This window comes from Streptomyces sp. NPDC036815 (assembly GCF_055609205.1).
Genome location: NZ_JBVJPW010000010.1, coordinates 297,869 through 323,881, shown reverse-complemented (window position 1 = coordinate 323,881; position 26,013 = coordinate 297,869). Strand labels below are relative to the sequence as shown.

At 72.3% G+C, this 26,013-nt stretch carries 24 protein-coding genes and 1 tRNA gene; 15 read left to right on the top strand and 10 right to left on the bottom strand.

Going from position 1 to position 26,013, the window contains the following annotated elements; all coding sequences use genetic code 11:
* On the top strand, positions 1 to 234 hold a 234-nt coding region (locus ACZ69I_RS22475; RefSeq protein ID WP_470834160.1), incomplete at its 5' end, for a hypothetical protein.
* Positions 235 to 339: 105 nt separating this feature from the next.
* On the opposite strand, the gene ACZ69I_RS22470 is transcribed toward ACZ69I_RS22475, so the two are convergent.
* Genes ACZ69I_RS22470 through ACZ69I_RS22445 form a run of 6 tightly spaced genes read right to left on the bottom strand, consistent with a single transcriptional unit; the run spans position 340 to position 6,488 of the window.
* A complete protein-coding gene (locus tag ACZ69I_RS22470; protein WP_470834158.1) occupies positions 340 to 1,503 on the bottom strand; it encodes a 2Fe-2S iron-sulfur cluster-binding protein in 1,164 nt (387 codons plus the stop codon).
* A gap of 38 nt (positions 1,504 to 1,541) precedes the next feature.
* Positions 1,542 to 2,078 (bottom strand): 1,2-phenylacetyl-CoA epoxidase subunit PaaD, encoded by a 537-nt coding sequence (paaD, locus tag ACZ69I_RS22465; protein ID WP_470834156.1) that lies wholly within the window; start codon positions 2,076 to 2,078, stop codon positions 1,542 to 1,544.
* A gap of 5 nt (positions 2,079 to 2,083) precedes the next feature.
* Positions 2,084 to 2,920, bottom strand: coding sequence for a 1,2-phenylacetyl-CoA epoxidase subunit PaaC (gene paaC / locus ACZ69I_RS22460; RefSeq protein WP_470834155.1), 837 nt, complete (start codon positions 2,918 to 2,920; stop codon positions 2,084 to 2,086).
* Positions 2,910 to 3,215 carry a 1,2-phenylacetyl-CoA epoxidase subunit PaaB gene (gene paaB, locus ACZ69I_RS22455; RefSeq protein ID WP_467674637.1) on the bottom strand — a complete coding sequence of 102 codons (306 nt, stop codon included), beginning with the start codon at positions 3,213 to 3,215 and terminating at the stop codon, positions 2,910 to 2,912. The genes paaC and paaB overlap by 11 nt, the downstream gene beginning before the upstream one ends.
* Positions 3,215 to 4,246: a 1,2-phenylacetyl-CoA epoxidase subunit PaaA gene (paaA, locus tag ACZ69I_RS22450; protein WP_470834169.1), complete on the bottom strand. Its 1,032-nt coding sequence runs from the start codon at positions 4,244 to 4,246 to the stop codon at positions 3,215 to 3,217. The genes paaB and paaA overlap by 1 nt, the downstream gene beginning before the upstream one ends.
* 31 nt (positions 4,247 to 4,277) lie before the next feature.
* Positions 4,278 to 6,488 (bottom strand): MMPL family transporter, encoded by a 2,211-nt coding sequence (locus ACZ69I_RS22445; RefSeq protein ID WP_470834154.1) that lies wholly within the window; start codon positions 6,486 to 6,488, stop codon positions 4,278 to 4,280.
* A 358-nt stretch (positions 6,489 to 6,846) separates the two neighbouring features.
* On the opposite strand from ACZ69I_RS22445, the gene ACZ69I_RS22440 reads away from it, so the two are divergent.
* From ACZ69I_RS22440 to ACZ69I_RS22405, 8 genes are all read left to right on the top strand, one after another.
* A complete protein-coding gene (locus ACZ69I_RS22440) occupies positions 6,847 to 7,911 on the top strand; it encodes a hypothetical protein (RefSeq protein ID WP_470834153.1) in 1,065 nt (354 codons plus the stop codon).
* Complete coding sequence (locus tag ACZ69I_RS22435; protein ID WP_467674643.1) at positions 7,908 to 8,150, top strand: acyl carrier protein; 243 nt, start codon at positions 7,908 to 7,910, stop codon at positions 8,148 to 8,150. The genes ACZ69I_RS22440 and ACZ69I_RS22435 overlap by 4 nt, the downstream gene beginning before the upstream one ends.
* Positions 8,150 to 9,676: a class I adenylate-forming enzyme family protein gene (locus ACZ69I_RS22430; RefSeq protein WP_470834152.1), complete on the top strand. Its 1,527-nt coding sequence runs from the start codon at positions 8,150 to 8,152 to the stop codon at positions 9,674 to 9,676. Before ACZ69I_RS22435 ends, ACZ69I_RS22430 begins: the two co-directional genes overlap by 1 nt.
* 15 nt (positions 9,677 to 9,691) lie before the next feature.
* The gene (locus tag ACZ69I_RS22425) at positions 9,692 to 10,939 is read left to right on the top strand and encodes an alpha/beta fold hydrolase (protein ID WP_467674647.1); all 1,248 of its coding nucleotides are present in this window, start codon (positions 9,692 to 9,694) and stop codon (positions 10,937 to 10,939) included.
* Positions 10,936 to 12,138: an SDR family oxidoreductase gene (locus tag ACZ69I_RS22420; protein WP_470834151.1), complete on the top strand. Its 1,203-nt coding sequence runs from the start codon at positions 10,936 to 10,938 to the stop codon at positions 12,136 to 12,138. The genes ACZ69I_RS22425 and ACZ69I_RS22420 overlap by 4 nt, the downstream gene beginning before the upstream one ends.
* 163 nt (positions 12,139 to 12,301) lie before the next feature.
* Positions 12,302 to 13,894 carry an AMP-binding protein gene (locus ACZ69I_RS22415; RefSeq protein ID WP_470834150.1) on the top strand — a complete coding sequence of 531 codons (1,593 nt, stop codon included), beginning with the start codon at positions 12,302 to 12,304 and terminating at the stop codon, positions 13,892 to 13,894.
* A 1-nt stretch (position 13,895) separates the two neighbouring features.
* Positions 13,896 to 16,208, top strand: coding sequence for an anthranilate synthase component I (locus tag ACZ69I_RS22410; protein WP_470834149.1), 2,313 nt, complete (start codon positions 13,896 to 13,898; stop codon positions 16,206 to 16,208).
* Positions 16,209 to 16,279: 71 nt separating this feature from the next.
* On the top strand, positions 16,280 to 17,476 hold the full coding sequence (locus ACZ69I_RS22405; RefSeq protein WP_470834148.1) for a class-II aminoacyl-tRNA synthetase family protein: 1,197 nt from the start codon (positions 16,280 to 16,282) through the stop codon (positions 17,474 to 17,476).
* A gap of 54 nt (positions 17,477 to 17,530) precedes the next feature.
* Here ACZ69I_RS22405 and ACZ69I_RS22400 read toward each other — a convergent pair whose 3' ends face one another.
* The gene (locus ACZ69I_RS22400) at positions 17,531 to 18,040 is read right to left on the bottom strand and encodes an RNA polymerase sigma factor (protein WP_467674657.1); all 510 of its coding nucleotides are present in this window, start codon (positions 18,038 to 18,040) and stop codon (positions 17,531 to 17,533) included.
* Positions 18,041 to 18,573: 533 nt separating this feature from the next.
* Here ACZ69I_RS22400 and ACZ69I_RS22395 point away from each other — a divergent pair.
* Complete coding sequence (locus ACZ69I_RS22395; protein WP_470834145.1) at positions 18,574 to 19,584, top strand: LuxR C-terminal-related transcriptional regulator; 1,011 nt, start codon at positions 18,574 to 18,576, stop codon at positions 19,582 to 19,584.
* 29 nt (positions 19,585 to 19,613) lie between these two features.
* On the opposite strand, the gene ACZ69I_RS22390 is transcribed toward ACZ69I_RS22395, so the two are convergent.
* Positions 19,614 to 20,039 carry an arsenate reductase ArsC gene (locus ACZ69I_RS22390; RefSeq protein ID WP_470834143.1) on the bottom strand — a complete coding sequence of 142 codons (426 nt, stop codon included), beginning with the start codon at positions 20,037 to 20,039 and terminating at the stop codon, positions 19,614 to 19,616.
* 64 nt (positions 20,040 to 20,103) lie between these two features.
* On the opposite strand from ACZ69I_RS22390, the gene ACZ69I_RS22385 reads away from it, so the two are divergent.
* The gene (locus ACZ69I_RS22385) at positions 20,104 to 20,415 is read left to right on the top strand and encodes an ArsR/SmtB family transcription factor (RefSeq protein WP_470834141.1); all 312 of its coding nucleotides are present in this window, start codon (positions 20,104 to 20,106) and stop codon (positions 20,413 to 20,415) included.
* Positions 20,415 to 21,509 carry an ACR3 family arsenite efflux transporter gene (gene arsB, locus ACZ69I_RS22380; protein WP_470834140.1) on the top strand — a complete coding sequence of 365 codons (1,095 nt, stop codon included), beginning with the start codon at positions 20,415 to 20,417 and terminating at the stop codon, positions 21,507 to 21,509. The genes ACZ69I_RS22385 and arsB overlap by 1 nt, the downstream gene beginning before the upstream one ends.
* Positions 21,510 to 21,582: 73 nt before the next feature.
* On the opposite strand, the gene ACZ69I_RS22375 is transcribed toward arsB, so the two are convergent.
* Positions 21,583 to 21,957 (bottom strand): ArsR/SmtB family transcription factor, encoded by a 375-nt coding sequence (locus tag ACZ69I_RS22375; RefSeq protein WP_467674668.1) that lies wholly within the window; start codon positions 21,955 to 21,957, stop codon positions 21,583 to 21,585.
* A 103-nt stretch (positions 21,958 to 22,060) separates the two neighbouring features.
* On the opposite strand from ACZ69I_RS22375, the gene ACZ69I_RS22370 reads away from it, so the two are divergent.
* Positions 22,061 to 23,455, top strand: a complete 1,395-nt coding sequence (locus ACZ69I_RS22370; RefSeq protein ID WP_470834139.1) for an NAD(P)-binding domain-containing protein — start codon at positions 22,061 to 22,063, stop codon at positions 23,453 to 23,455.
* Positions 23,456 to 23,530: 75 nt separating this feature from the next.
* Here the strand turns inward: ACZ69I_RS22370 and ACZ69I_RS22365 are convergent.
* Positions 23,531 to 23,603 (bottom strand) — tRNA-Ala (locus ACZ69I_RS22365).
* A gap of 180 nt (positions 23,604 to 23,783) precedes the next feature.
* Here ACZ69I_RS22365 and ACZ69I_RS22360 point away from each other — a divergent pair.
* Positions 23,784 to 24,332: a helix-turn-helix domain-containing protein gene (locus tag ACZ69I_RS22360; RefSeq protein WP_389716220.1), complete on the top strand. Its 549-nt coding sequence runs from the start codon at positions 23,784 to 23,786 to the stop codon at positions 24,330 to 24,332.
* A 132-nt stretch (positions 24,333 to 24,464) separates the two neighbouring features.
* Complete coding sequence (locus ACZ69I_RS22355; RefSeq protein ID WP_470834138.1) at positions 24,465 to 25,985, top strand: serine/threonine-protein kinase; 1,521 nt, start codon at positions 24,465 to 24,467, stop codon at positions 25,983 to 25,985.
* The last annotated feature ends 28 nt before the right edge of the window (positions 25,986 to 26,013 follow it).

The window sequence follows — 26,013 nt, the reverse complement described above, 5'->3', positions numbered from 1 at the left end:
CGCGTCGACGAAGCACTCAGCCTCAACCCCGACATCGTGTCGACGGCCTGCCCCTTCTGCCTCGTCATGCTCACCGACTCCGTCAACGGCAAGAAAAACGATGGCCAGGCCAAGGAAAGCCTCCAAGTCGTCGACGTCGCCCAACTCCTCCTCGACTCCGTGAAAACACCGGTCGAGGACGCCACCGGCGAGACGGCCGGTGAAGAGGCCACGGAGCACGAGCCCGCCACGTAACACTCCTTCGGGCGCCCCGTTCCACGAGACAGGGCCGGAACCGCACTGTGCGGTTCCGGCCCTGTCTCTCTGTCTGGCTTTCTGCCTGGCCTTCTGTCTGTCCGGCTACGCGTCGAAGTCGAGCCCGACGTGGTCCGACGCCGGGCGGGCCTGGCACGGCAGGGTGTAACCCGCGTCCTGTTCCTCCTGCGTGAGCGCGTAGCGCCGGGCGAGCACGACCTCGCCGTCGACCACCCGCGCCCGGCACGAACCGCACAGACCGTCGCGGCACGAGTACGGGGTCTCCGGCCGGTGCCGCAGGACGGCCGCGAGGAGCGAGGGGTCCCGCGGGGTCATCTCGGCCTCGGTGCTGCGGCCGTGCAGCCTGGCCGTGACGCGGGCGCAGCCACCTCCGTCGCCCGCGGTCGCGACCGTGTCCTCACGGGCCGCCACGTCCTGGTCCGCCGGGCTCGCCGTGAACAGTTCACGGCGTACGCGGGCCGGGGCGGCGCCGAGCTCCCGCAGGACGTCGTCCGCCGACTCCACCAGGCCCCAGGGGCCGCAGAGGTAGAAGTGCGTGCGGGCGTCGCGCGGTTCGGCGCCGAGCCCGGCCAGCAGGCGCGGCAGCTTCGACGCGTCGACCCGGCCGGACAGCACCTCCGACTCGCGCTCCTCGCCGGACAGCACGTGCAGGACGAAGAACCGGCCCGTGTGACGGTCCTTGAGGTCCGCCACCTCCTCGGCGAGGAGGGTCGAGCGGGCCGTGCGGTTGGCGTAGACGAGCGAGACCCTGCACCGCGGGTCCCCGTCCAGGGCGGCGGCCGCCATGGGCAGCAGCGGGGTGATGCCGCTGCCTCCGCCGATCAGCACGTGGTGCGCGCCGGGCCGGTCCGCGAGCGTGAAGCTGCCCTTCGGCGGACCCGCCTCCAGGGTGTCGCCCGCGGCGAGCCGGGTGACCGCGTACTCGCCGAAGCCGCCGGGGCCGAGCTGTTTGACGACGATGCGCAGCGTTCCGGGCGGCGCGGAGCCGGGCGGGGGGCAGAGCGAGTAACTGCGCCGGATCTCCTCGCCCAGCCGGTGGCGCACGGCGATGTGCTGGCCGGGGCGGTGGGCGAAGGTGGCGGCCAGCGCGTCGGGGACGCCGAGGGTGATGGCCACGGCGGTGTCGGTGAGCCGGTCCACGCGGAGTACCGGCAGCGCGTGGAAACCGGGCCCGGCCGGGGCGGGGGTGAGGCGGGCGGGAGTGGCGGGGGCAGGGGTGGCGGGGGCAGGGGTGGCAGGGCTCTGCATGCGCTCCATGAGGGTACGGACAGCTCCGTCTCGTGGTGTCATATCGCCTTCATGTGACCGAAGGTCTCCCGGCAGGAGAGACACACCAGCACGGACTGACAGCGCGTCGCCCCGAAGGGGCTCTGCGGCCGGGTGGCCGTCGAGCCGCAGTGCGGGCAGGCCACGCCGGTGCCGAGCCGCAGGTCGAGCGGTGCGGTCCGGCTGCCCGGCGGTGAGATGCCGTTCTCGGCGAGCTTGCGCCGGCCGTCGGCCGTGATCCAGTCGGTGGTCCAGGCAGGTGCGAGGACGGTCCGCACCCGCCCGTCCGGATGCCCGCAGCGGGCGAGTTCGGTCCGGATGTCCGCCACGATGGTGTCCATGGCGGGGCAGCCGGTGTACGTGGGCGTGACGGTGACTTCCACGGTCCCGTCGGGGCCCGCCGTCACCTGACGTACCACTCCGAGTTCCCCGAGGGTGATCAGCGGAAGCTCCGGGTCGGCCACCGCGGCGACCCGCTCCCGTACCTGCTCCGGAGCGAGCCGCTCGGCCGCCGAACACTCGGGAGCCGACCGCTCGGGAGCCGACCGCTCGCGCACCGCCGTCACCACGTGCCCCCGGGGTACTGCCGGTGCACCGCCTGGAGTTCGGCCACCAGCGGACCGAACCCCTCGGTGTGCAGGCCGTCCCGGCCGCCGCGGGCGTGCCAGGTGGCGGTGGGCAGGGTCAGCCCGGCCCGGTCGACGACGGTGCCGACGGCCGCGTCCCACTCCGCCCGCAGCCCCGCCGGGTCCACGGCGACACCGTCCGCCACGAGCCGTGCGGTCACCGCGTCCGCCGCGAACAGCTCGGCGGTGTACGGCCAGACCTGGTCCAGGCCCGCCTGCATCCTGCGGTGGCTCTCCTCGGTGCCGGTGCCGAGCCGGACCGTCCACTGCTCGGCGTGCGTGCAGTGGTAGGCCGACTCCTGGACCGCCTTTCCGGCGAATCCGGCGAGTGCCGGGTCCGCGGAACCGGTGAGCGCGGCGTACAGCAGCCTGGTGTGCTGGGCGAGGCAGAGCTGGCGCGCGAGGGTGAGCGCGTAGTCCCCGTTGGGGATCTCCGCGAGCAGCACGTTGCGGAACTGCCGCTCGGTGCGGGTGAACGCGAGGGTGTCCTCGTCGCCGTGTCCGGTCAGCTCGGCGGAGTACGCGAGCAGGGTGCGGGCGTGGCCGAGGAGGTCGAGGGCGATGTTCGAAAGCGCCAGGTCCTCCTCGATGGAGGGCGCCCTGGTCACCCAGGCGGAGAGCCGCTGACAGAGGATCAGGGCGTCGTCGCCGAGGGCGAGCGCGTACCGTGCGGTGTCGCTCTCCAGCGCGGCGGTGTCCCGCGACGCGGTCGGGTCCGGCGTGGCCGGGCCCGGCGTGGTCTGCGCCGGTGCGGCCAGGGTCTCAGTGGCCATGGTCGCTGCCGCCCGCCGGGGCCGCGTACTGCTCGGAGAGCCGGTACGGCTTGCCCGTGCCGTTGCTGAACAGCGGCTCCTTCTCGTCCGGCGCGGTGGCCCGGATGTCCGAGGAGCGGACCACCCAGATCGACGACGGCTCCCCGCGCCGCGTGTAGAGGTCGCGCGCGTTGGCCATCGCGAGGTCGGCGTCGGCGCCGAGCACCGAGCCGACGTGCTGGTGGCCCAGGCCGCGGCGGGTTCTGACGAAGACCTCCCACGGGGTCTCGGCTCTCGTGGTCGGGTACGTACTCATCACGGTGTCCCCCTGCTCTGCCCGGTGGCCTGCTCGGCCCGCTCGGTCTGTTCCGTCCGCTCGGCCTGTTCCGCCTGTTCCGCCTCGCGCTGGGCGGCCGCCACCGCGGCCTCCCGTACCCACGCGCCCTCCTCGTGCGCGGCGACCCGGTGCGCCAGGCGCTGCCGCGCGCACTGGGAGTCGTCCGAGAGCACCTCGCGGTACTGGTCCCAGCTGACGGGCGTGAAGTCGTAGTGCCCGCGTTCGGCGTTCCAGGCGATGGCCGGGTCGGGCAGGCTCAGGCCCAGCTCCTCGGCCTGCGGCACGACGATGTCGACGAACCGCTGGCGCAGCTCGTCGTTGGGGTGGCGCTTGATGCCCCAGGCGATGGCCCGCCTGGTGTGCGCCGCCCCGAAGGCGGCGGCGCGGTCCTTGCTAGCCGGGGTGTCCGGCGGACCGAACATCAGCGCCACGGCCGGCAGCCACCAGCGGTCCACCGCGTCCTGCGCCATCCGCCGCTGCTCCGGGGTGCCTTGGCACAGCGCGCGCAGGGAGTCGAAGCCCTGGCGCACGTGGAAGGTCTCCTCCTGGCAGATGCGCAGCATGGCGCGGGCGTACGGCCCGTACGAGGTGCGGCACAGCGGCACCTGGTTGATGACGGCGGCGCCGTCGGTGAGCCAGGCGATGGCGCCGGTGTCCGCCCAGGTCAGCGCCGGGTGGTTGAACGTACCCGCGTACCGCTGGCTGCCGTTGTGCAGCGCGTCGAGCAGTTCGCTCCGGCTGACGCCGAGGGTCTGCGCCGCCGCGTAGAGGTAGAGGCCGTGCCCCGCCTCGTCCTGCACCTTCGCCAGGAGGACGGCCTTGCGGCGCAGCGAGGGGGCGCGGCCGATCCAGGCGCCCTCCGGCTGCATGCCGATGATCTCCGAGTGGGCGTGCTGGCCGATCTGCCGTACGAGCATGCGGCGGTAGCCGTCCGGCATCCAGTCGTGCGGCTCGACCCGTTCGTCGTCGCGGAGCAGCTCGTGGAAGCGCTCCGCGAAACGCTCCTCCAAGTGCTCGGCGAGCGCGGTGTCCGCGGTCAAGTCAGGCCTCCCGTCCGGTGCCGACGGGTTCACGCGCCGGGGCGGCGGCGGGTTCGTCCCGCTCCTGGAGGCCGCTCAGGAACCGGGTGTGGAAGCGGCGCAGCGGGCCCGGCGCCCACCAGTTGGCCTTGCCGAACAGTGCCATCAGCGACGGCACAAGGAGTGCCCGGACGAGGGTGGCGTCGATGATGACCGAGACGGCCGTGCCGTAGCCGAGCTGCTTGATGAAGATCAGCCGGGACAGTACGAGGGCGCCCATCGGGATGCAGAAGAGCACCGCGGCGAGCGTGACCGTGCGGCCGACCTTCTCCAGGCCGCCCGCGATGGCCTCGCGGTCGGGCAGCCCGTGGTCCACGCCCTCCTTGATGCGGGAGAACAGGAAGACCGTGTAGTCGGTGGACATCGCCAGGGCCACCGCGAGCAGGATGATGAGCATCGTCGGCTGGAGCGCGCCCTGGCCGGTGAAGTCGAACAGGCCCTCCAGGTGGCCGTCCTGGAAGACCAGGATGAGCAGGCCGAGGGTGCTGGCGAGGGTGAGCAGGTTGGTGATGACCGCCTTCAGGGGGAGCACCACGGAGCCGGTCATCGCGAAGAGGATGAGCAGCGTGGTGATCGACATCAGGGCGATGCTCAGCGGCAGGTGGTCGCCGAGGCTGGTCATCATCGCGTCGTAGAGCGCGGTGTTGCCGGTGGTCACGGTCGGGTACGGGGCGTGCACGGCCTGGACCGCGTCCAGGGTGTCCTGGGCGTCGAGTGACAGCGGGGCGTCCTTGAGCGCCAGTTGCGTCTCCCACATCCCGTCGCCGATCGGGCGGGGCTGCGTCACGGCGGCGACGCCGTCGAGGCCGGCCAGCTGTTCGCGGTAGGCGGCCAGCTTGGCGCCCGCGTCCTTCGGTGCCTCGGAGATGAGGTGGACCGGCGACTGGAGCGAGCCGGGGAAGTCCTTCTCCAGCGTCGCGTACACCCGGCCCGCGTCGGAGTCCGCGGGCATCGAGGCGGAGTCGATGCCGGTGAACTTGATGCCGAAGGCGGGCAGGGCGAGGAGGATGAGCACCGCGCTCGCGGCCACCGCGGCGCTGACCGGGCGGCGCATCACGCCGTGCGAGAAGCGGTACCAGCGGCCGCCGGACTCGTTGCCCGTGCCGTGCTCCTGGGTGCGCTGCCAGCGCTTGGGCGCCCACTTGTTGATGCGTCCGCCCAGCGCGGTGAGGAGCGCGGGGAGGCCGAGCAGCGCGAAGAGCAGGGCGCCGAGTGAGGTGGCGATGCCCGCGATGCCCATCGTGTAGAGGAAGCGCTGCGGGAAGACGAGCAGCGAGGCCAGCGCCACGGCGACGGTCAGGCCGCTGAACAGGACGGTGCGGCCGGCCGTGCGCATGGTCCTGCCGACGGCGTCGAGGGTGTCGTGGCCGGCCCGCAGCTCCTCGCGGAAGCGGGAGATGATCAGCAGGCTGAAGTCGATGGACAGGCCGATGCCGAGCGCCATGACCAGGTTGAGGGCGAAGATCGAGAGGTCGAGCACGGTCATCACCGCGCCGAGCACGCCGAGCGCCACGGCGATGGAGACGAGGGCGCCGCCGAGCGGGATCAGCGCCGCGATCACGCCGCGGAAGATGAAGAGCAGCAGGATGAGCAGGATCGGGAAGGCGAGCGCCTCGGCCTTGCCGAGGTCCTCGCTGGAGATCGTGCTGGCCTCGACGTTCGAGGCGGTCGGGCCGCCGAGGGTGACGTCGTCGGCCAGTTTCTCGTCCGCGTCGAGGGCGTCCTGGGTCGCGGTGACGGCCTTGGTGACGGCGTCGCCGGGCGCGAATCCCTTGACGGAGGCGACGAAGTAGGTGCTCTTGCCGTCCTTGCGCACCATCGCGGGGTTCTTGGCCGAGACGTAGTCCTCGACGCCCGTGACCTCGGGACGCTTCTTGATCAGGTCGACCGCGCGCCGCAGCCGCTCCGGCCGGTCGGCGGAGCGGGCGTCGACGGGCTCGTCCAGCTCGACGAGGACGACGTAGCCCTGTTCGAGGCTGGCGCCGGTGGCCTTCTCCACGTCGCCGAGGACCCGGACGGCGGCCGACTCCGAGTCGTCGTAGTCGTCCACGCCCATGGTCATGGACTTCATCTGGGATCCGCCGCCCGCGAGGCAGACGAGCGCGAGCAGCCCGACGGTCCAGAGCAGACGCCGCGGTCCCCTCTTCAGCAGGTGCAACAGCCTTTCGAACACTTCTCAAACTCCCTTTCGCGGGGGGGCGTGACAGGGCTGAGGGCGGGACGCCCCCGTGGGTGATGAGGTCGCGGACCGGCCGCGCAATCCACGGCAGGGCTATGGGGTACGCCACAGCGGCTTTCTCGGGGGTCGAGGGATTGCGGGGGCGGTGCGGCGGACTCTCTTGATGTGCGTGCCGCTTCGGTGCGCGGGTCCCGTGCCGTTCTCCGTACCTCTGCCGTGTCCCTGCTGTACCTCTCCGCAGTCCCTCTGCCGTACCTCTCCGCAGTACCTCTTCCGTGCCGCCCCCGAGCGCCCCGCCGCTCGCTCGCGGCGGCCACCGTCTGCCCGCCTGTCCAGGAAGGACCGCGCCACCATGTCTTCTGACGTCCGCGCACGCGCTGCCGCGCCGCCCCCCGAGGGGGACGACGGTGCGGACCCCGCGCTGCGGCCCTGGCTGACGGCGCTGCGCGAGCTGGTGCCGATGCCGGAGGAGTACCGGGAACTGCGCGTGGGCCGGGACGAGGCGCGTGCCCTGCTCGGCTGCAAGGACGAGCTCCTGGACCGGCTCGCGGCGGGCGGCCTCGCCCACGAGGGCTCCGGCGCCGAACTCCGCTTCGACTACCACGACTTGGCGAACACGGCCCTGTACTCCGGCGCCGTCGCCAGCGTCCCGCTGGCCGGGCAGCGGATGATGCTCCGGTTCGCCTCGGGCGCCCCCGACACCTGGACCCCGCCGCGCCACTGGACGCTGGACTGGCGGCTGCGCTGCCGCGAGCCCCGGTGCCCCGGCGGCAGCTGGCGGATCGCGCTGCCCACGCCCGAGGTCTTCGGCGGCGGCATCGACGCGCTGGAGTGCGACCGGCCCGCCGTGCACGAGGAGGGAGCGCTCGTCGTGCACGACGCCGCGTCGCTGCGCCTGAGCGGCCGGGTCACCACCTCCGGATGGCGCGCCCCGCTGCTCTCGGCCACCGCACGGCGCCACTTCGACGCGCTGGTCGGCGAGTTGCGCGACGGTACGTACCGCTTCCAGTGGATGCACCCGCGGCTGCGCACCGATCCGGCCGGGACCGAGCGGCTCGGGATCATGGACTGCACGGTCTGCGCCCTGGAGCTGCAGCGCCGGGCCGCGGCGGACGGGCTGACCACCCGGACCCGGCGCGGCCGCTACCTGGGCGTGCTCGACGCCGAGCACGCCTGGTGCGAAGTACTGGACGAGGACGGCGTGTTCAAGCCCGTCGACCCGGTCTTCGCGGTCCTCTCCGAGCGGCACAGGCCGCCCCACGAGGAGTTCTCCGACTTCTGCGCCGGCTCCGTCCCGAGCCGGTTCCTGCCCTGGTCCGTGCCGGCCGGCGAACCGCTGGCCGTGCACGACTGCCCCGTCGGCGACGGGTCCTGGGACAACACCTTCAGCGGTACCACAGCGAAAGGCAACGCATGAGCACCGTACGGGAGATGCTCGTCGAACTGACCGGCATGACGGAGTTCGGCGGCGAGATCACCGACGACGCCGACCTCAGCACGAGCGGCGTCGACTCGGGTGACCTGGTCCGCCTGGTCCTGCTCATCGAGGAGCGCACCGGCGTGGAGGTCACGGCGGACGACATGGACGGCCTGTCCTCCATCGCCGACTACGAACGCATGATCGCCGCCCGCCGTGCGGCGGCGGGAGCCGCCTGATGTGGCTCTCCCAGGTCCTGCACCGCAACCAGCAGTGCTTCGGGGACCGCACGGCGCTGATCGACGCCGACCGTTCGCTCACCTGGACCGAGCTGGAGGAGCGCACGACCCGGCTCGCCCGCGGTCTCGCGGCGCTCGGCGTCGCCAAGGGGGACCGGGTCGCCGTCCTGTCCCTGGACCGCGTCGAGGTCATCGAGGCGTACTTCGCGCTGGCCAGGCTCGGCGCGCTGTTCGTCCCGCTGAACCACAGCCTGACGGCGCCCGAGGTGGCCGACATGGTGCGGCGCACCGGGGCCGGGGTGCTGCTCGGTGAGGCGGCGCTGCTCGACCGCCACCCCGATCTGCCGGTGCGGCTGCGGCTCGCGGTGGACGGTCCGGAGTACGCGGAGCTCACCGCCGCGCGGGCCGGGGACGCTGACGCCGCGGAGGCGGAGTTCTCGCTTCCGGCCGTGGCCGACGGCGACCTCGCCGCGATCCTGCACACCTCGGCCACCACCGGCCGGGCCAAGGGCGTCACCGTCGACCACGGCTCGTTCCGCGGCATCTCGCTGGGCTGGCTCGCCGTGGCGGCGCCGTCGGAGGAGATGGTGCTGGTCAACTGCTGCCCGCTCTACCACGGCAGCATGACCGTCATCCTCACCTACCTGGCGGCGGGCGCCACCGTCGTCCTGCTGCCGGGCTTCACGCCGCAGCGGGCGCTCGCGGCGATCGAGCGCCACCGTGCCACGCACGTCTGGCTCGTCCCGCAGATGCTCCGCTTCCTGCTGCAGAGCAAGGCCATGGCGAGCACGGACCTCGGCTCCCTGCGCGAGGTGATGTACGGGGCGGCGCCGATGCCCGTCGAGCTGCACGCCGAGGCCGTCGAGCGGCTCGACTGCGGCTTCCGGCAGGTGTACGGCATGACCGAGGTGGGCGGCCCGTTCGCCACCCTCGGCCCGGCCGACCACCTCGCCGCGGGCCCCGGCCCGCTGCCCGCGGGCCGGGTCATCCCCGGCATGTCGGTACGGGTCCTCGACGACGCGGGCGCGGAGCTGCCGCTCGGCACCGTCGGCGAGATCACCGTGCGCGGCCCCGGGCTGATGCGCGGCTACTGGAACAACCCGGCCGCCACCGCCGAGATCACCGTCGACGGCTGGATCCGCACCGGCGACCTCGGCGTCCTCGACGAGAGCGGGCTCATCCGCCTCGTCGACCGGCGCAAGGACCTGATCCTGCGCGCCGGGCAGAACGTCTACCCCGCCGAGATCGAGCGCGCACTGCTCACGCACCCGCTGGTGCGCGACGCGGCCGTGGTCGGCGTCCCGGACGCGGACTACGGCGAGGTCCCGAAGGCGTACGTCGTCACCGGCCCCGCCGACCCGTCGGACACCGCGGCCGACGAGGCGCCCGCCGTCACCCGGGCCGACCTGATGGCCCACCTCGCCGAACGCCTGGCGCCGTACAAACGCCCCCGGCATCTGGAATTCATCGACCAAGTGCCCCGCAGCCCCGCCGGAAAGATCCTCAAGAAGCTGCTGCGCGCCTGAGCCGGAAGGAAGGCCATGACCAGCGCACCGACGCTCGACCTGCGCTACACCGCGGAGCGCACGCTCCGCGTCTCGGACGACACCGAGCTCTACTACGAGATCCAGGGGGACGAGGGCCCGCACCTCACCCTGGTCAACAACTTCTTCATCATCGCCCCGATGTGGCGGAACTTCACCGCCGAACTGGCCAAGCGGAACCGGGTCCTCACCTACGATCTGCGCAACCAGGGCGCATCCTCGGTCTCCCCGGACATGACCTGGGACGACCACGTCGAGGACCTTCGGGTACTGCTCGACGGCCTCGGCATCGAGCGCACCCACCTGCTCGGCACCTCCGCGTCCGGGTTCATCTGCCGTGACTTCGCGGCCCGTTACCCCGAGCGCGTGGACGGCCTCATCCTGACCGGCCCGTCCTGCACCCCCGGGGACGGCGTCCGGCGCCGGGCCACCGAACGCGCCTGCATCAACTCCCTCGAACTGGGCGGCACCCAGGCGCTCTGGGACCACCTCTACTCGGTGGTCTTCAGCGAGGCGGCGATGCGCGAGATGGGCGCCACCGGCTACCTCGGGCTGCGCTCCGCGTTCACGGCCATCCACCCGCCGGACCCGATGCTCACCAACCTCAAGTGCGCCCAGCAGGTCACCGACGGCCCCGAACTCCTCGCCGCCATCAAGCAGCCGACGCTGCTGCTCCTCGGCGACAAGGACGACATGTGGAACGAGACGCTCGGCGCCGAGGCCGGGCGGCTCATCGAGGACTCCGAGGTCGAGTGGATGCACGACGTCGGCCACCTCCCGTACATGGAGGACGCCGACGGCTTCCAGGCGCGGGTCCAGCGCTTCCTCGACGCGCTGGCGGCCCGCGAGGCGGCCGTGGCCCCGCAGACCGGTGCGGACGACCGGATTCCGGCGGGTGGTCAAGGCGCCGGGGAGACGACCGGAGGCGATGCTTCCGCGCCGGTCGCCGAGGTCGCCGAGACCGATGACGCGCTGCTCGCCGTCCTCTGCGCGCTGCTCCGCGAGATCGTCGCCGACCGGGCCGACCTGCCCGTGACGGGCCTCGCCGAGACGCCGCTGAACAGCATCGGCCTGGAGTCCTGGGCGTTCACCCTGCTCCTCGGCCGGATCGAGGAGCAGTTGTCCGTCGAGTGGGACATGGACGTCCCGCCGGAGGTCTTCGAGAGCCTCGCCTCCATCGCCGCCCACCTGCGCGCCCACCACAGCCCCGCCCTGCCCGCCACCTCCCAGGAGTCCGCCCAGTGACCGCCACCACCACTCCCGCCGTCCACGTCATCACCGGGGCGACCGGCTTCGTCGGCGGCGCCGTCGCGCTGGAACTGCTCCAGCAGACCTCCGACCGCCTGGTGTGCCTGGTGCGCGGCGAGGACGACGAGGCCGCGACCCGCCGCCTGCACGACGCCCTCGGCCACGCCGCCGAGATGTACGACGTCCCCGACCTGCTGCCCGCGGTCCTTGAGCGCACCCGCGCGATAGCCGGGGACATCACGGACGAGGCGCTGCCCGAGTCCGCGAGCCGGTTCCTCGCCGCCGCGGAGGGCGTCGCGCCCGGCGCCTTCTGGCACGTCGCCGCCTCCCTCAAGTACGAGGACCGGCACGCCGACGAGATCAACCTGATGAACGTGTCCGGCACCCGCAACGTCCTCGCGCTCGCCAAGGCGCTCGGCGAGCCGGAGTTCAACCACGTCAGCACCGCGTACGTGGCGGGCAAGCGCACCGGCCTGATGCGCGAGGAGTTCCCCGGCGACACCGAGTCGGCCAACAACGTCTACGAGGCCACCAAGACCATCGGCGAGCAGGAGGTCGCCGCCTCCGGTCTGCCGTGGCGCGTGCTGCGCCCCTCGATCGTCATCGGGCACTCCGCGACCGGCGCCGCCACCAGCTTCACCGGCATGTACGGCTTCGTCTCCTCGGCGCTGCGCTTCCGCCGCGCCGTGGAGAAGGAGTTCGGCAACCTGCTCCAGCACCGGCAGGTGCCGATCATCGCCGACCCGGACATCGAGTGCGACCTCGTTCCCGTCGACCTGGTGGCCAGGAACGCCGTCGCCATCGGCCGTACGGGCGCGCTGAGCACCGTCTACCACCTCAACAACGGCGGTTCGCCGAAGGTCGGCGAGGTCATCGAGGAGGTCTTCGCGCTCACCGGGCTGCGCAAGCCCCGCTTCGTCTCCAACCGGGGGCTCCTCACCGCGATCGACCTGAAGCTCGACGAGGGCATCCAGTTCTACGCCTCGTACATGATCAACGGAAAGCGCTTCGACCAGACGAACACCGAGTCCGTCTGCGGTGCGGGCGCCCAGCGCTTCGACCTGGACCGCGCGGAGGTCAGCCGCTTCGTGCGGTGGTACCTGGACCGCATCGAGTCCGACGGCCGCAGCTCGGCGCCGGCCCGCGCCTCCTTCGCCTTCAAGGCCACGCGCCGGCTGGCCGGCGCCACCGGCTGAGCACCGCCCGCGCCGACGGTGTCCCCCAGCACCGTCGGCGCCCGGCTCCCGCACCCCGCCGTACGCCTCTTCCGTACGCCTCGTACGCCCGCGTACGCGCCGACCACCCACGCCCGAGACGCCGCCACCCGTCTCCCGTCCCCTCCAGGAGAGGAGACCGCGCATGCACCTGCCCGACGATCTGCCCAAGCCCGGGAAGCTGTTCACGCTGGGTCTGATCACCCAGCAGGCCGCGAAGAAGTACCCCGACTCGCTGTTCTACCTGGACCGGCCCTTCGACCTCGCGCCCGAGCTCGGCCTGCGGCCGACCTACGCGCAGGTCGCCGCACTCGTCGAGGACACGGCCGCCCGGCTGTACGCCGCGGGGGTGCGCCCCGGCGACACCGTGGCCGTCTTCAAGAGCCACAACGCCGACATCCTCTTCCTCGCCTGCGCCATCGGCCGGGTGGGCGCGGTCCCCGCGATGCTCGCGCCCTTCCTGGAGTGGCCGACCGTGGTGACGATGATGAGCCGGCTCAAGCCGGACCACTTCCTCACCGACCCGGACATCCTGGCGCGCGCCGGGGAGCACCTCGGCGCGCTGCGCGAGCACGCCCCGTCCGTCCTGCTCGCGCACGGCGAGGCGGCCGGGCTGCCCTCCCTCGCCACCACCGTGCCGGGCGAGGCGCCGCCGTACCCGGACATCCCCGAGGACGCGCCCGCGCTGATCACGCACACCTCCGGCACGACCGGCGTGCCCAAGCTGGTCGCCGCTGCCCGCCGCGGCACGCAGCTGCCCATCAACACGCAGGCGAAGATGGCGAAGCTGCTGCGCTACCGCGAGACGTTCGCCATGTGCATCTCGTTCGTGCACGCCCGCACCTACGCGGCCCTGGCCACCGCCCTCCAGCTCGGCATCGGCATCGCCCCGCTCGCCGACGCGGACGTGGACAGCGTGCGCGAGGTCCTCTCCGAGTGCCGCCCCGGCTGCGTCGAGGCGCACCCCAACATGTACCTGCACTGGGAGGAACTGGCCGGGATCCCGGACGGCCCCTTCGAACGGGTGCGCATCTTCATGAGCACCTTCGACGCGATCCACCCGCGCAGCATCCGCACGCTGCTCGGCGCGAGCAGACGGCGCTCCCCGCTGTTCATCCAGACCTACGGACAGACCGAGACCGGCCCGGTCACCATGCGGATCTACACCCGCCGCAACATCGAGAAGGCGGACGGCCGTTGCGTCGGCTTCGTCTTCCCCGGCATGACCAAGGCCCGCATCCGGCCCCGCCCGCAGGACGAGGGCACCCGCAACGGCTACATCCAGGCCAGGTCGTCCGGCGTCGCCCTCACGTACGTCGGCCAGCAGGAGCTGTACGACGAGCGGTGCGAGGACTCCTGGTGGAACCTCCAGGACATCGGATACAAGACCCGCTGGGGCTGTGTGCACCTGATGGACCGGGAGTTCGACCAGACCGACGGCCTGGAGAGCCTGCTGGCCGCCGAGGACTCCCTCATCGAGGCGCTCCCCGAGCTGACCGAGGCCGTCTTCGTCCGGGTCGGCGACACCGTACGGCCCGTCGTGTCCACCCGCCGCGACCTGCCGCTCGACCGCACCGCCTGGCGGGCCGCCGTCGCGCAGTTGCCCGAGGTCGCGGAGCCGGTGCACGTGGCGTGGGAGCACATGCCGCACACCGCCACCTGGAAGGTGAAGCGGAACGTCCTCGCCGCCGGGCTGACGGACGGTTCGATTCCGGCTCTGGACGGGGTGCTGAGCTGAGATGACCACCCACCCCCTGCCCGTGCCGCTCCCCCGGGAGTGGACCACCGGCGGCGGCGTGCGCGTCGAGCGCGCCCGTACCGCCGTCGACGGCGAGAGCGCCCTGCGGGAGCTGGAGAACGCGCTGGACACCCACCGGGGCGCCGTCCTGCGCTCCGACTACGAGTCCCCGGGCCGCTACCGGCGCCACGCCGTCGGCTACAGCGACCCGCCCGTCGAGATCGTGCTGCGCGGCCTTCGCACGGTGGAGGTCCGCGCGCTCAACGCCCGCGGCGAGGTGCTCCTCCCGGTGCTGCGCGCGGCGGCGCGGCGGACGCTGCGGGACGTCCGCGCGCTCGGGGACGCCGAAGGGCCGGGCTTCACCGGCCTGGTCCGGGCCACTCCAGGCCAGGACACGTTCAGCGAGGAGGACCGGTCGCGCAGGCCCGGCGCCTTCGACTTCGTGCGCGCCGTGCGCGACGCGCTGTCCGGCCCCGCCGGGGACTTCCTCGGCCTCTACGGCGCCTTCGGCTACGACCTCGTACTCGCCTTCGACCCCGTGCCGCTGCGCCGGCCCGACCGCTCGGACCACGACCGCGACCTGGTCCTCCACCTGCCGGACGAGGTGACCGTCACCGACCCGGTGGCGGGCACCGCCTGGCGGCACACCTACGAGTTCACGGCCCACGGCCGCAGCACGCACGGGCTCGCGCGGACCACGCCCGCGCGGCCGTTCCGTGCCGGGGACCCCGCGGGCGCCCCGGTCGGCGACCACGCCCCGGGCGAGTACGCCGCGCTGGTGGACCTCGCACGGGAGCGGTTCCGCGCGGGCGACCTGTTCGAGGTGGTGGCCAGCCGCACCTTCGACCGGCCCGCGCCCTGCCCGCCATCGGAGCTGTTCCGGGCCCTGCGCACCAGCAACCCCTCGCCGTACCAGATGCTGATGAACCTCGGCGAGGGCGAGCACCTGGTGGGCACCTCGCCGGAGATGTTCGTCCGGGTGCACGCCCGCCACACGGCCGACGGCACGGGCTGGCGCGTGGAGTCGGCGCCCATCAGCGGCACCGCGGCCCGCGGCCGCGACGCCCTGGAGGACGCCGAACAGGTCAAGGCGCTGATCGTCTCCGAGAAGGAGGAGGCCGAGCTGACGATGTGCACCGACGTGGACCGCAACGACAAGTCCCGGGTGTGCGAGCCCGGCACCGTCCGCGTCATCGGCCGCCGCCAGCTGGAGATGTACTCGACGCTGATCCACACCGTCGACCACGTCGAGGGCGTGCTGCGGCCGGAACGGGACGCGCTCGACGCCTTCCTCAGCCACATGTGGGCGGTGACGGTCACCGGCGCGCCCAAGCACGCGGCCGTCGCCTTCCTGGAGGAGCACGAGCGCTCCCCGCGCCGCTGGTACGGCGGCGCCGTCGGCCGCGTCGGCTTCGACGGCACCCTGGACACCGGCCTGACGCTGCGCACCGTGCACCTGCGCGACGGCGTGGCCCGGGTCCGCACCGGCGCGACGCTGCTCTACGACTCGGTGCCCGAGGCCGAGGAGCGGGAGACCGAGCTGAAGGCGAAGGCGCTCCTGGACGTGCTCGCCGCGCCGTTCGGCCCGGGGGCGGCGGGTTCCTCCGGTGCGGTCCGCCCGCCCGGTGCGGTCCGCCCGTCCGGTGCGGCGGGCGTGGTCCTTCCGGCGGGCGGGGACGGCTCCGCGTACCGCCCGCGCGTGCTGCTCGTGGACCACCAGGACTCCTTCGTGCACACGCTGGCCGGGTACCTCCGGCAGGCGGGCGCCCGCGTCTCCACGTACCGCGGCGGCTTCGACAAGTCCCTCGTGACGGACCTCGATCCCGATCTGCTCGTCCTCTCGCCGGGTCCCGGCCGCCCGGCGGACCACGACACGGCGGGCACCCTGCGCGTCGCCGAGGACCGGAACATCCCCGTCTTCGGCGTCTGCCTCGGCATGCAGGCCATCGTGGAGTACCTGGGCGGGCGCCTCGCGGTGCTCGACCACCCCTTCCACGGCAAGCCGTCGACGGTCTCGGTGGTGGACGGGGGCGGGGAGCTGCTGCGCGGCCTGCCGCCGCGGTTCACCGCGGGCCGCTACCACTCCCTGTACGCCGATGCCGGGGCGCTGCCGCCCGGCCTGCGGGTCACCGCCCGCTGCCCGGACGGGGTGGCCATGGCCGTCGAGCACGAGAGCCGGCCGCTGGCGGGCGTGCAGTTCCACCCCGAGTCCCTGATGACGCAGTTCGACGACCACGGGCAGCTGCTGATCGGCAACGTCCTCGCGCGACTGGCACGGCGGCCGCAGCCCGTCGGCAGCGTGCCCCGTGTGTGATCCCCGCATGTGATCCCCGTATGTGATCCCCGTGTGTGATCCCCGTGTGTGTTGGAGAGAGGTCCACGAGCATGACTGACACCGTTGCCCCGGCCCGGACCGGTGCCGCCGTCCGGCGGACCTGGCAGGCCCCCGGCGAGCTGCACCCCGACGACCGCCACGAGTTCGGCGCGATGCTGCGCTACTGCCTGGACGGCACCGACGAGAGCCGGATCGACCTGGAGTCCGTGCCGCGGATCGAGTTCGGCGCCGCCGACGACGCGGACGCCGACCGGGTCGAACGGCTCCTCGGCGAGGCCTTCAAGCGCTTCGCGGGCGCCCCGCAGCGCGCCGACCGCACCCGCCTGGACCGCTGGGACCTGGCCGTCGAACCCGCGGCGCCCGCCGCGCCCGGCCCGCTCGGCCACACCCCCGCCGACGGCCGTATCGGCCCCGGCCTGTTCGTCAGCGGCCCCCGCAACGCGCTGCTGATCCGCACCCTGGAGCGGCTGCTCGGGCAGACCGCCGCACGGCTCGGCGCCGCCGAGTACACGGTGCCCGCGCTGCTGCCCTGGACCACCCTGGAGAAGGCCGGCTACACCGGCAACTTCCCGCAGCACATCACCGCCGCCGGGGTCGTCCGCGCCGACCTGGACGCGCTCGACCGCTTCGGCGCCGCCACCGGACAGGCCGCCCGCGCGGCCGAGTTGGAGTTCACCCCGGTCGCCCTCGCGCCCGCCACCTGCCTGGGCCTCTTCGAGCGCTTCCAGGGCGCGCGCCTCGACGAGCCGCTGACGGTCACGGCCACCGGCCAGTGCAGCCGTTACGAGGGCAAGGCCACCGCCGACACCTCGCCGACCCGCCGCTGGTCGTTCAGCATGCGCGAGATCGTGTACGTCGGAGACCGGCCGGGGGCCCGCGCCTTCCACGCCCAGGTCCTGGAGGAGCTGCTCACGCTCGCCGAGAGCCTCGGCCTGCCGTGCAAGGTGCAGCCGGCCTCGGACCCGTTCTTCACCAGCGCCCGCCCGCAGATGGCCCAGTACCAGGCGGCGATGGACGTCAAGTACGAGCTGGTGGGGCGGATGGCGCACGACGGCTCTGGCGTCGCGATCTCCTCGCTCAACTACCACAACCAGCACTTCGGCAAGGGCTTCGACATCGCCTACGCCGGGCAGCCGGGCTTCTCCGTCTGCTGGGCCTTCGGCCTGGAGCGCTGGGCGGAGTGGCTGGGCGGCTACCTCGGCGACGACCCGACGGGTTGGCCCGCGCAACTGCGCGAGCAGTGCTGACGTTCTGCTGACCCGGGCGCGCGCCCGGGTCAGCCCCCTGGTCAGCCTCTCTGGTCAGCGCCAGGCTTCCTCGAAGTTCCGCCGGGCGCGGTGCAACCGGGACCGCACCGTGCCGACCGGCAGGGAGAGCACCCGTGCCGTCTCCCGCTCCTCCAGGCCGTAGACGGCGCGCAGCGTGAGGATGTCCCGCTGGTGCGAGGGCAGCCGGTCCAGTACGTCGGCGATGGCGACGCCGAGCGAGGGGTCGGCCGGGGACGGCTGGTCGACCAGTTCGGCGGTCGCGGTCTGCCCCGCGCGCCGCGCGGTCCGCGCGGCCTCCCGCACCGTCACGGCACGCACCCAGCCGTAGAACGCCGCCGGCTCCCTGAGCGTGCGCAGCCCCCGGTACACGGCGAGCAGCGATTCCTGGACCGCCTCGGGCCGGTGTCCGGCGTCCACCGAGGAGCAGAGCCGCCGTACGAACGGCGTGATGTGGAGCAGCAGATCATTCACCGCGCGGCGGTTTCCCGCCTGCGCGCTCAGGATCAGTTGGGCAACTGGTTGGGCCGTGGCCGTCTCGTTCATTCCCCCGCCTTGCTGACATGTCGCGATGACCAGTGGATTCACGGGAAGCGAGCACGCTGAAGGCAGCCGGAATAACCAGCTCCACTCTGCCCAACCCCCGTGCCTTCGAGGCTAGTGACGGAGATTGGCTGGACAAGTAATTGGCACTGGCTGGATTGCGCCATGGCAAAAATTCGCCATGCCGCTCGCCGCGCCGCCCGCGTGCCGTTCCGCGCGTCCAGCCGTCCGGGCCGCGGCAGCGCACCGCCCGAGTCGCAAAAGAGGAGAGTCCGCCCCGTTTGTCACAACTCTTCTGCACGAGGCGTGATCTGACTCTCACTTACCGCTCCCACCTGCGAGGTCGCCCTAGAGTGACCATCTACTCGTCGGTAGCCGCTGGACAGCGCCAAGCTCATTCACCGGAGGGCCGCTCTGTGAGAAACCGTGGACCCGGCACGGACGCCCAGGTATCCGAAGCCTCACGGCTCGCTGTCTATATGGAGCTGCGAGAGCGCGGGGGCTCCGATCCGGAAGAATTGACGGACAGTTTCGGAATGTCGCATTCCGAAGCGCGCGCGACATGGGGCTCCCTGCGCCGCCTCGGATTGGTGAGCTGGCCCGCCGAGACGGGCGACCGCGTCCTGCCGGTGGACCCGGAATTCGCGCTGATGCGGATGCTCCGGCAGCAGCAGGCCATGGCCCAGCGCAGCCTGGAGGAGTCCCTGCGGATGCACGAGGCGATGGAGTCGCTCCTGGAGGTCTACCTGCCGGCGACCGGCTCCTCCCAGTCGCGCGTCGAGGTCACCGCCGCGGGGACCGTCGACGAGATGGTGCAGGCGCTGTACGACGTCACCGACTCGGCGCGCTCCACCCTGCGCACCGCCTACGCGGAGGCCAGCCTGCCGGCCCGCCTGCGCCGCAGACTCGGTCCCATCCGGCAGCAGATGTTCGACCGCGGCATCCAGATCCGCTCCGTCAGGCTCCGCCGCGACTCGGCGTCCCCCGGCACCTACGACACCTTCAGCCGCCTTGCGGCCGCGGGGGTGGACCTGCGCCTGGCCTCGGTCATCCCGCTCAACATGGTGATCATCGACTCCGACTTCGCCGTACTCCCCGCGGCCGACGGGGAGTCGGGCAGCTCCCAGCTCACGGTCCGCGGGACGTCGCTGGTGAGCGCGTTCTCGGCGGTGTTCGAACACACCTGGCGCGAGGCGCTCCCCCTCGCCCCGCAGGGCGAACGCTCCCCGTCCTGCCTCTCGGACGAGCAGCGCACCCTGGTGCAGCTGCTTGCCGACGGCATGAAGGACGAGGCCATCGCGCGCACGCTCGGCGTCTCGCCGCGCACCGCCAGCCGCCTGATCTCCGACCTGATGCAACGCCTCGGCGTCACCAGCCGCTTCGCGGCAGGCGCCCGCGCCGCCCAGTACGGCCTCCTCGCCCCCACCGGCCCCCAGCACGTCACCTCGCTGTCCCCCCTCACCCCCCTCACCCCGCTCACCCCCGAGCCGGTCACCGCCGACATCTCGGGTTCCGGACGAGGCGACTCGTCCAGGTCGAGGGTGTAGGTAGGCCCCTTCGGCGCCGTGCAGACGTACTAGGCCGCGTCGATCTCGGAGATCAGGGCCTCGACGCGCGTGCGGATCGCGTCGCGGATCGGGCGAACGGCCTCGATGCCCTGGCCTGCGGGGTCTTCGAGCGCCCAGTCGAGGTACCGCTTGCCGGGGAAGACCGGGCAGGCGTCGCCGCAGCCCATGGTGATGACGTAGTCGGACGCCTGGACGGCTTCGGCGGTGAGGACCTTCGGCTTCCGGCCGGAGATGTCGACGCCGATCTCCGCCATGGCGTCGACGGCGGCCGGATTGACCTGGCCGGCGGGGAGCGATCCTGCCGAGCGGACCTCGACGCGGTCGCCGGCGAGGTGGGCGAGGAATCCGGCGGCCATCTGCGAGCGCCCCGCGTTGTGGACGCAGACGAACAGCACGGAGGTGAGCGGCGTGGAGGTGAGCGGCGTGGAGGTCATGGAGGGCCCTTCACGGGTCAGTACGGGCTGGCATCAGTCGCTGCTGATGTGACAGTATCAGCGCATGCTGACATCAGTCGACGCTGAACTGATGCGGGTGCTGGCCGATCCGCTCAGGCTGAAGATCGTGACCCTGCTCGCCCGCGAGACACTGTGCACCACGCACCTGGTCGAGGAGACGGGCGCCAAGCAGACCAACCTCTCCAACCACATGAAGGTGCTGCGCGAAGCCGGCGTGGTGGACACCGAGCCGTGCGGCCGGTTCATCTACTACCGGCTGAAGCCCGAGGTCATCGACGCCTTGGTCGCCTCCTTCACGGAGCTGGCCGCCACCGCTCGGGAGACCGTGGAGACCGGCCGTAAGCGAGCCTGTTGATGACCTCCACCCAACCCGCCCGGACCGGAACGGCGGACGCCCGCCAGGAGGCGGGCGTCGTCGCGAAGCTCTCCACACTGGACCGCTTCCTCGCCGTGTGGATCCTCGCGGCTATGGCCCTCGGCCTCGGCCTCGGGCGCCTAATCCCCGGCCTGAACGACGCGCTTGCCAAGGTCGAGATCGGCGGGATCTCCCTGCCGATCGCCGCCGGCCTGCTGATCATGATGTATCCGGTGCTGGCCAAGGTCCGTTACGACAAGCTCGACGCCGTCACCGGCGACCGCAAGCTGATGGTGTCCTCGCTGGTCATCAACTGGATCATCGGCCCGGCCGTGATGTTCGCCCTCGCGTGGATCTTCCTGGCGGACCTGCCCGAATACCGCACCGGGTTGATCATCGTCGGGCTCGCTCGCTGTATCGCCATGGTCATCATCTGGAACGACCTCGCCTGCGGCGACCGTGAGGCCGCGGCCGTCCTGGTCGCGCTCAACTCCGTCTTCCAGGTACTGGCGTTCGGCCTGCTCGGCTGGTTCTATCTCGACCTGTTGCCCGGCTGGCTCGGCCTGGGCGACGGTGAGCACCTGGACATCTCGATGTGGAAGATCGCGCTGAACGTTGTCATCTTCCTCGGCGTGCCCCTGCTGGCTGGCTTCCTGACCCGCCGGATCGGCGAGAAGAAGAGGGGCCGCGACAGCTACGAGGCCAACTTCCTTCCGAGGATCGGGCCTTGGGCGCTGTACGGGCTGCTGTTCACGATCGTCGTCCTCTTCGCCCTGCAGGGCAAGACGATCACCTCGCAGCCCCTGGACGTCGCGCGGATCGCACTGCCGCTGCTGGTCTACTTCGCGCTGATGTGGTTCGGGACCTTCGCGCTCGGCAGGGCGATCGGCCTCGGCTACGACCGCACCGCGACGCTCGCCTTCACCGCCGCGGGCAACAACTTCGAGCTGGCCATCGCGGTCGCCATCGCCACCTTCGGCGTCACCTCCGGCCAGGCCCTGTCCGGCGTGGTCGGTCCGCTCATCGAGGTGCCGGTCCTCGTCGCGCTGGTCTACGTATCACTGTCCTGGCGGCGGAAGTTCAGCACCGCCTGACCTCTCGCGTGCGGACCGGTGCGGGTGCGGATGCGGGTGGGGGTGCGGATGCGGGTGGGGGTGCGGATGCGGGTCAGCGGGCCGCCGTGGTCAACAGCTGACCCATCGCCGCCAGGACGCCCGGCTCGACCCGGTAGTACACCCAGGTGGCACGCCGCTCCGAGGTGAGCAGACCCGCTTCCTTGAGCTTCTTGAGGTGGTGGGAGACGGTCGGCTGGGAAACCCCGACGTCGGAGATGTCGCACACGCACGCCTCGCCGCCCTCGTGCGAGGCGACGGCGGAGAACAGCCGCAGCCGCACCGGATCGCCGAGCGCCTTGAACATCTTCGCGGTCCGCTCCGCCTCCTCCGCGCTCAAGGGCCGCTCGGTGAGCGGCGGGCAGCACGGCACCACGCTCTCGCTCGACCGGTTCAGGACCGGCAGCTCCACCCCACTCGGATTCGACATACGCCAATATTGACACCCATCGAATCTGCGGGCAAGCTCCACTGCATCGACAGACGTCGAATCAGAAGACTCCGGCGTCACCGGTCTGCCCCTGGAGAACGTGATGAGCGAAAGCACGCCCGCCGCCCAGCCGATCGTGGTCATAGGCGCCGGTCCCATCGGCCTGGCCGCCGCCGCCCATCTCGTCGAGCGCGGCATCGAACCGCTGGTCCTGGAGGCCGGACCGTCCGCGGGCAGCGCCGTACGCGACTGGTCGCACGTACGCCTCTTCTCCCCCTGGGCCGAGGTCGTCGACCCCGCCGCCGAGAAGCTCCTGGCCCCCACCGGCTGGGTCAAGCCCGACGGCGCCACCTACCCCACCGGGGGCGACTGGGCCGAGCGATACCTGCAGCCGCTCGCCGACGTCCTCGGCGACCAGGTCCGCTTCGGCGCGACGGTCGTCGGCGTCTCCCGCGTCGGCCGCGACCGCGTCGTGGACGCGGACCGCGGACAGCAGCCCTTCACCGTCCACGTCCGGCACGCCGACGGCCACGAGGAGCGGCTGCTCGCCCGCGCCGTCATCGACGCGTCGGGCACCTGGTCCACCCCCGGCCCGCTCGGCGGCGACGGCCTGCCCGCGCTCGGCGAGCAGGCCGCGGCAGACCGGATCTCCTACCGCGTCCCCGACCTCGAGGATTCGGCGGTACGAGCCCGTCACGCGGGCAAGCACACTGCGGTCGTCGGCTCCGGCGCCTCCGCCTTCACCGCCCTCGCCCACCTCGCCGACCTGGCCAAGGACGCTCCCGGTACGCACGTCACCTGGATCCTGCGCCGCGGCATCTCCGGCTCCACGTTCGGCGGCGGCGACGCCGACCAGCTGCCCGCCCGCGGAGCCCTGGGCCTCGCGGCCAAGGCCGCCGTCGACAACGGGCACGCCGACGCTGTGACCGGCTTCCGCATCACCGCCGTCGAGTACGCGGAGAACGCCCAGAACAGCGAGTCCACCCGGAACGGCCAGAGCGGCCAGCTGGCGCTGATCGGCGAGGACGGTCGCCGTCTCGACGCGGTCGACGAGATCATCGCTCTCACCGGCTTCCGCCCCGACCTGAGCTTCCTCGACGAACTCCGCCTCGGCCTCGACGAGCGCCTCCAGGCCCCCACCGAGCTGGCCCCCCTCATCGACCCCAACGCCCACTCCTGCGGCACCGTCCGCCCGCACGGCGTGGGCGAGCTGTCCCACCCGGAGAAGAACGTCTACCTGGTCGGCATGAAGTCCTACGGCCGCGCCCCGACGTTCCTCGCCATGACCGGATACGAGCAGGTCCGCTCCATCACCGCCGCCCTCGCAGGCGACCAGGACGCTGCCGAGCGCGTCGAACTCACCCTGCCCGAAACCGGAGTCTGCGGCGGCGCCGGCCTCTTCGACGACCCCGGGGCGGGCAAGGAAACCGGCGGCTGCTGCGCCGCACCGACCGCTCCGCAGGTCGGCGGACCTCCGGCCACCTCCGACGACCGCTGAGTCCCGCCCCCGCCCAGGGAGACGAGAAAACCCCACCTGACCGCATTTACGCAGGTCAGGTGGGGTTTCTATACGTGGAGCCTAGGGGAGTCGAACCCCTGACATCTGCCATGCAAAGACAGCGCTCTACCAACTGAGCTAAGGCCCCGAGCCAATGCCTCGACCGGAAGAATCACCTCCCGGCGTGCATCGCAGACCAGAGTACCGGGTCACCCCCCGGATCTCGCAAAAGGATTGGGGCTCCCGGTCTACGACCACGCTCCGTAAGATGCACGACGTGGTTCGCGGCAGCGAACCGCGGTCTTAGGGGAAGCGATGGGGAGACGCAATGGACGCCGCACAACAAGACACCACCGCGAGAGCACGAGAGCTCCAGCGGAACTGGTACGGGGAGCCGCTGGGGGCGCTCTTCCGTCGCCTCATCGATGACCTCGGCCTGAACCAGGCACGCCTCGCCGGCGTCCTCGGCCTCTCGGCGCCCATGTTGTCCCAGCTCATGAGCGGCCAGCGCGCCAAGATCGGCAACCCTGCCGTGGTCCAGCGCGTCCAGCTCCTGCAGGAACTGTCGGGCCAGGTCGCGGACGGCAGCGTCAGCGCCGCCGAGGCCACCGACCGCATGGACGAGATCAAGAAGTCCCAGGGCGGTTCGGTCCTCACCAACACCGCCCAGACGGCGACCAGTTCGGGCGCTCCCACGGTCAAGCGCGTGGTGCGCGAGATCCAGTCACTGCTGCGCTCCGTGGCGGCGGCCGGTGACATCATCGATGCCGCCGACTCCCTCGCCCCGACCCACCCGGAACTGGCAGAGTTCCTCCGGGTGTACGGCGCCGGGCGCACCGCGGACGCGGTCGCCCACTACGAGGCGCACCAGAACTGAGCCGTCGACCGGCCGTCGACCGGGTCGCCGCCCGGCCCGGAAGGGGAGCGGAAGGGCCCGTAGGGGAACGGAAGGGCAGCGAAGGGCCCGTAGGGGGAGCGGCACGGCCCGGAGGGGAAGCGGAGCGCGACCATGGGTGAGGTCTTCGCCGGCCGGTACGAACTGGTCGACCCGATCGGACGCGGGGGAGTCGGAGCGGTCTGGCGGGCCTGGGACCACCGGCGCCACCGGTACGTGGCCGCCAAGGTGCTGCAACAGAGCGACGCACACTCCCTGTTGAGGTTCGTACGGGAACAGGCCCTGCGCATCGACCACCCCCATGTTCTCGCGCCCGCCAGCTGGGCCGCCGACGACGACAAGGTCCTCTTCACCATGGACCTGGTCGGCGGCGGCTCGCTGGCGCACGTGATCGGGGACTACGGCCCGCTGCCGCCCCGCTTCGTGTGCACCCTCCTCGACCAGCTCCTCTCAGGGCTCGCGGCGGTCCACGCCGAAGGCGTCGTACACCGGGACATCAAACCGGCCAACATCCTGCTGGACGCCACCGGCGCCGGCCGCCCGCATCTGCGCCTGTCCGACTTCGGCATCTCGATGCGCAAGGGCGAGCCCCGGCTGACCGAGACCGACTACGTGGTGGGGACGCCCGGCTATTTCGCCCCCGAGCAACTGCTCGGCAGCGAGCCGGACTTCACCGCCGACCTCTTCGCCGTCGGCCTGGTCGCGCTGTACCTCCTGGAGGGCGCCAAGCCGGACAGCAAGGCACTGATCGAGTACTTCGCCGAGCGCGGGACGCCGCGGGCGCCGCAGGGCGTGCCCGAGCCCCTCTGGCAGGTCATCGCCACCCTTCTCCAGCCTGATCCCCAGACGCGCTTCCGTACCGCGACGGGTGCGCGCAAGGCCCTGGCCTCGGCCGTGGAGGTGCTGCCCGAGCCCGGCCCCGACGACGAGCTCATCGAAATCTTCGACCAGCTCCCTCCCCTGCCCACCGGATTCGGCCCCGAGGGCCCCCTCACGCCCACGCCCCGTACGGGTTCCCGGGCCCGTCACGCGCGCCCGCCCTCCGCGCACGAGACGCCCACCCCGCCACCGCCCCCGTTCCCGACCTCGGCTCCGGCGCCGACCCCTACCCCGCCCCCTACCCCGGCCCCTGCCCCGTCTCCTGGACCGGCACCCGCCGCGGGCCCGCCCCCCGATCGGCTGCCGTCCACCACCTCGAACTCGGGCGGCTTCCCCCTGCCCCCGCCCCTGCGGCCGCCTCAGCCGTCCACGCCCCCCACCCCCATGCCGCTGCAGCCGCCCGCGCCGACGTACACGCCCGAGCCCACGCACGTGCCCTCCCCGCACCGGATCGCCCCCGGACCTGCCCCTGTCCCCGCACCCGCACCCACACCCGCACCCGCACCCCCACCCGCACCCCACGACCCCGCACAAGCCGTGACGTCCGCGGCCCACCGCGCTCCGGCTTCTACTGATCGGTCCACCACTCAAGCCGCCCAGGTTCCGCCTTCGAACCGCCAGCTTCCCCAGCCCCTCGCCGCAGCCTCTCCCGCCCCGCCGAAGCGCCCCGGACCGCCTGCGAAGGTTGCCGTCCCGCTGCTGCTTCTCGCCCTTGCCTGCCTCGCAGTGGGCTTCTGGGCACTCACACAGCTCTGACCGGCCGTGGGGAGGGCCCCACGCCCCG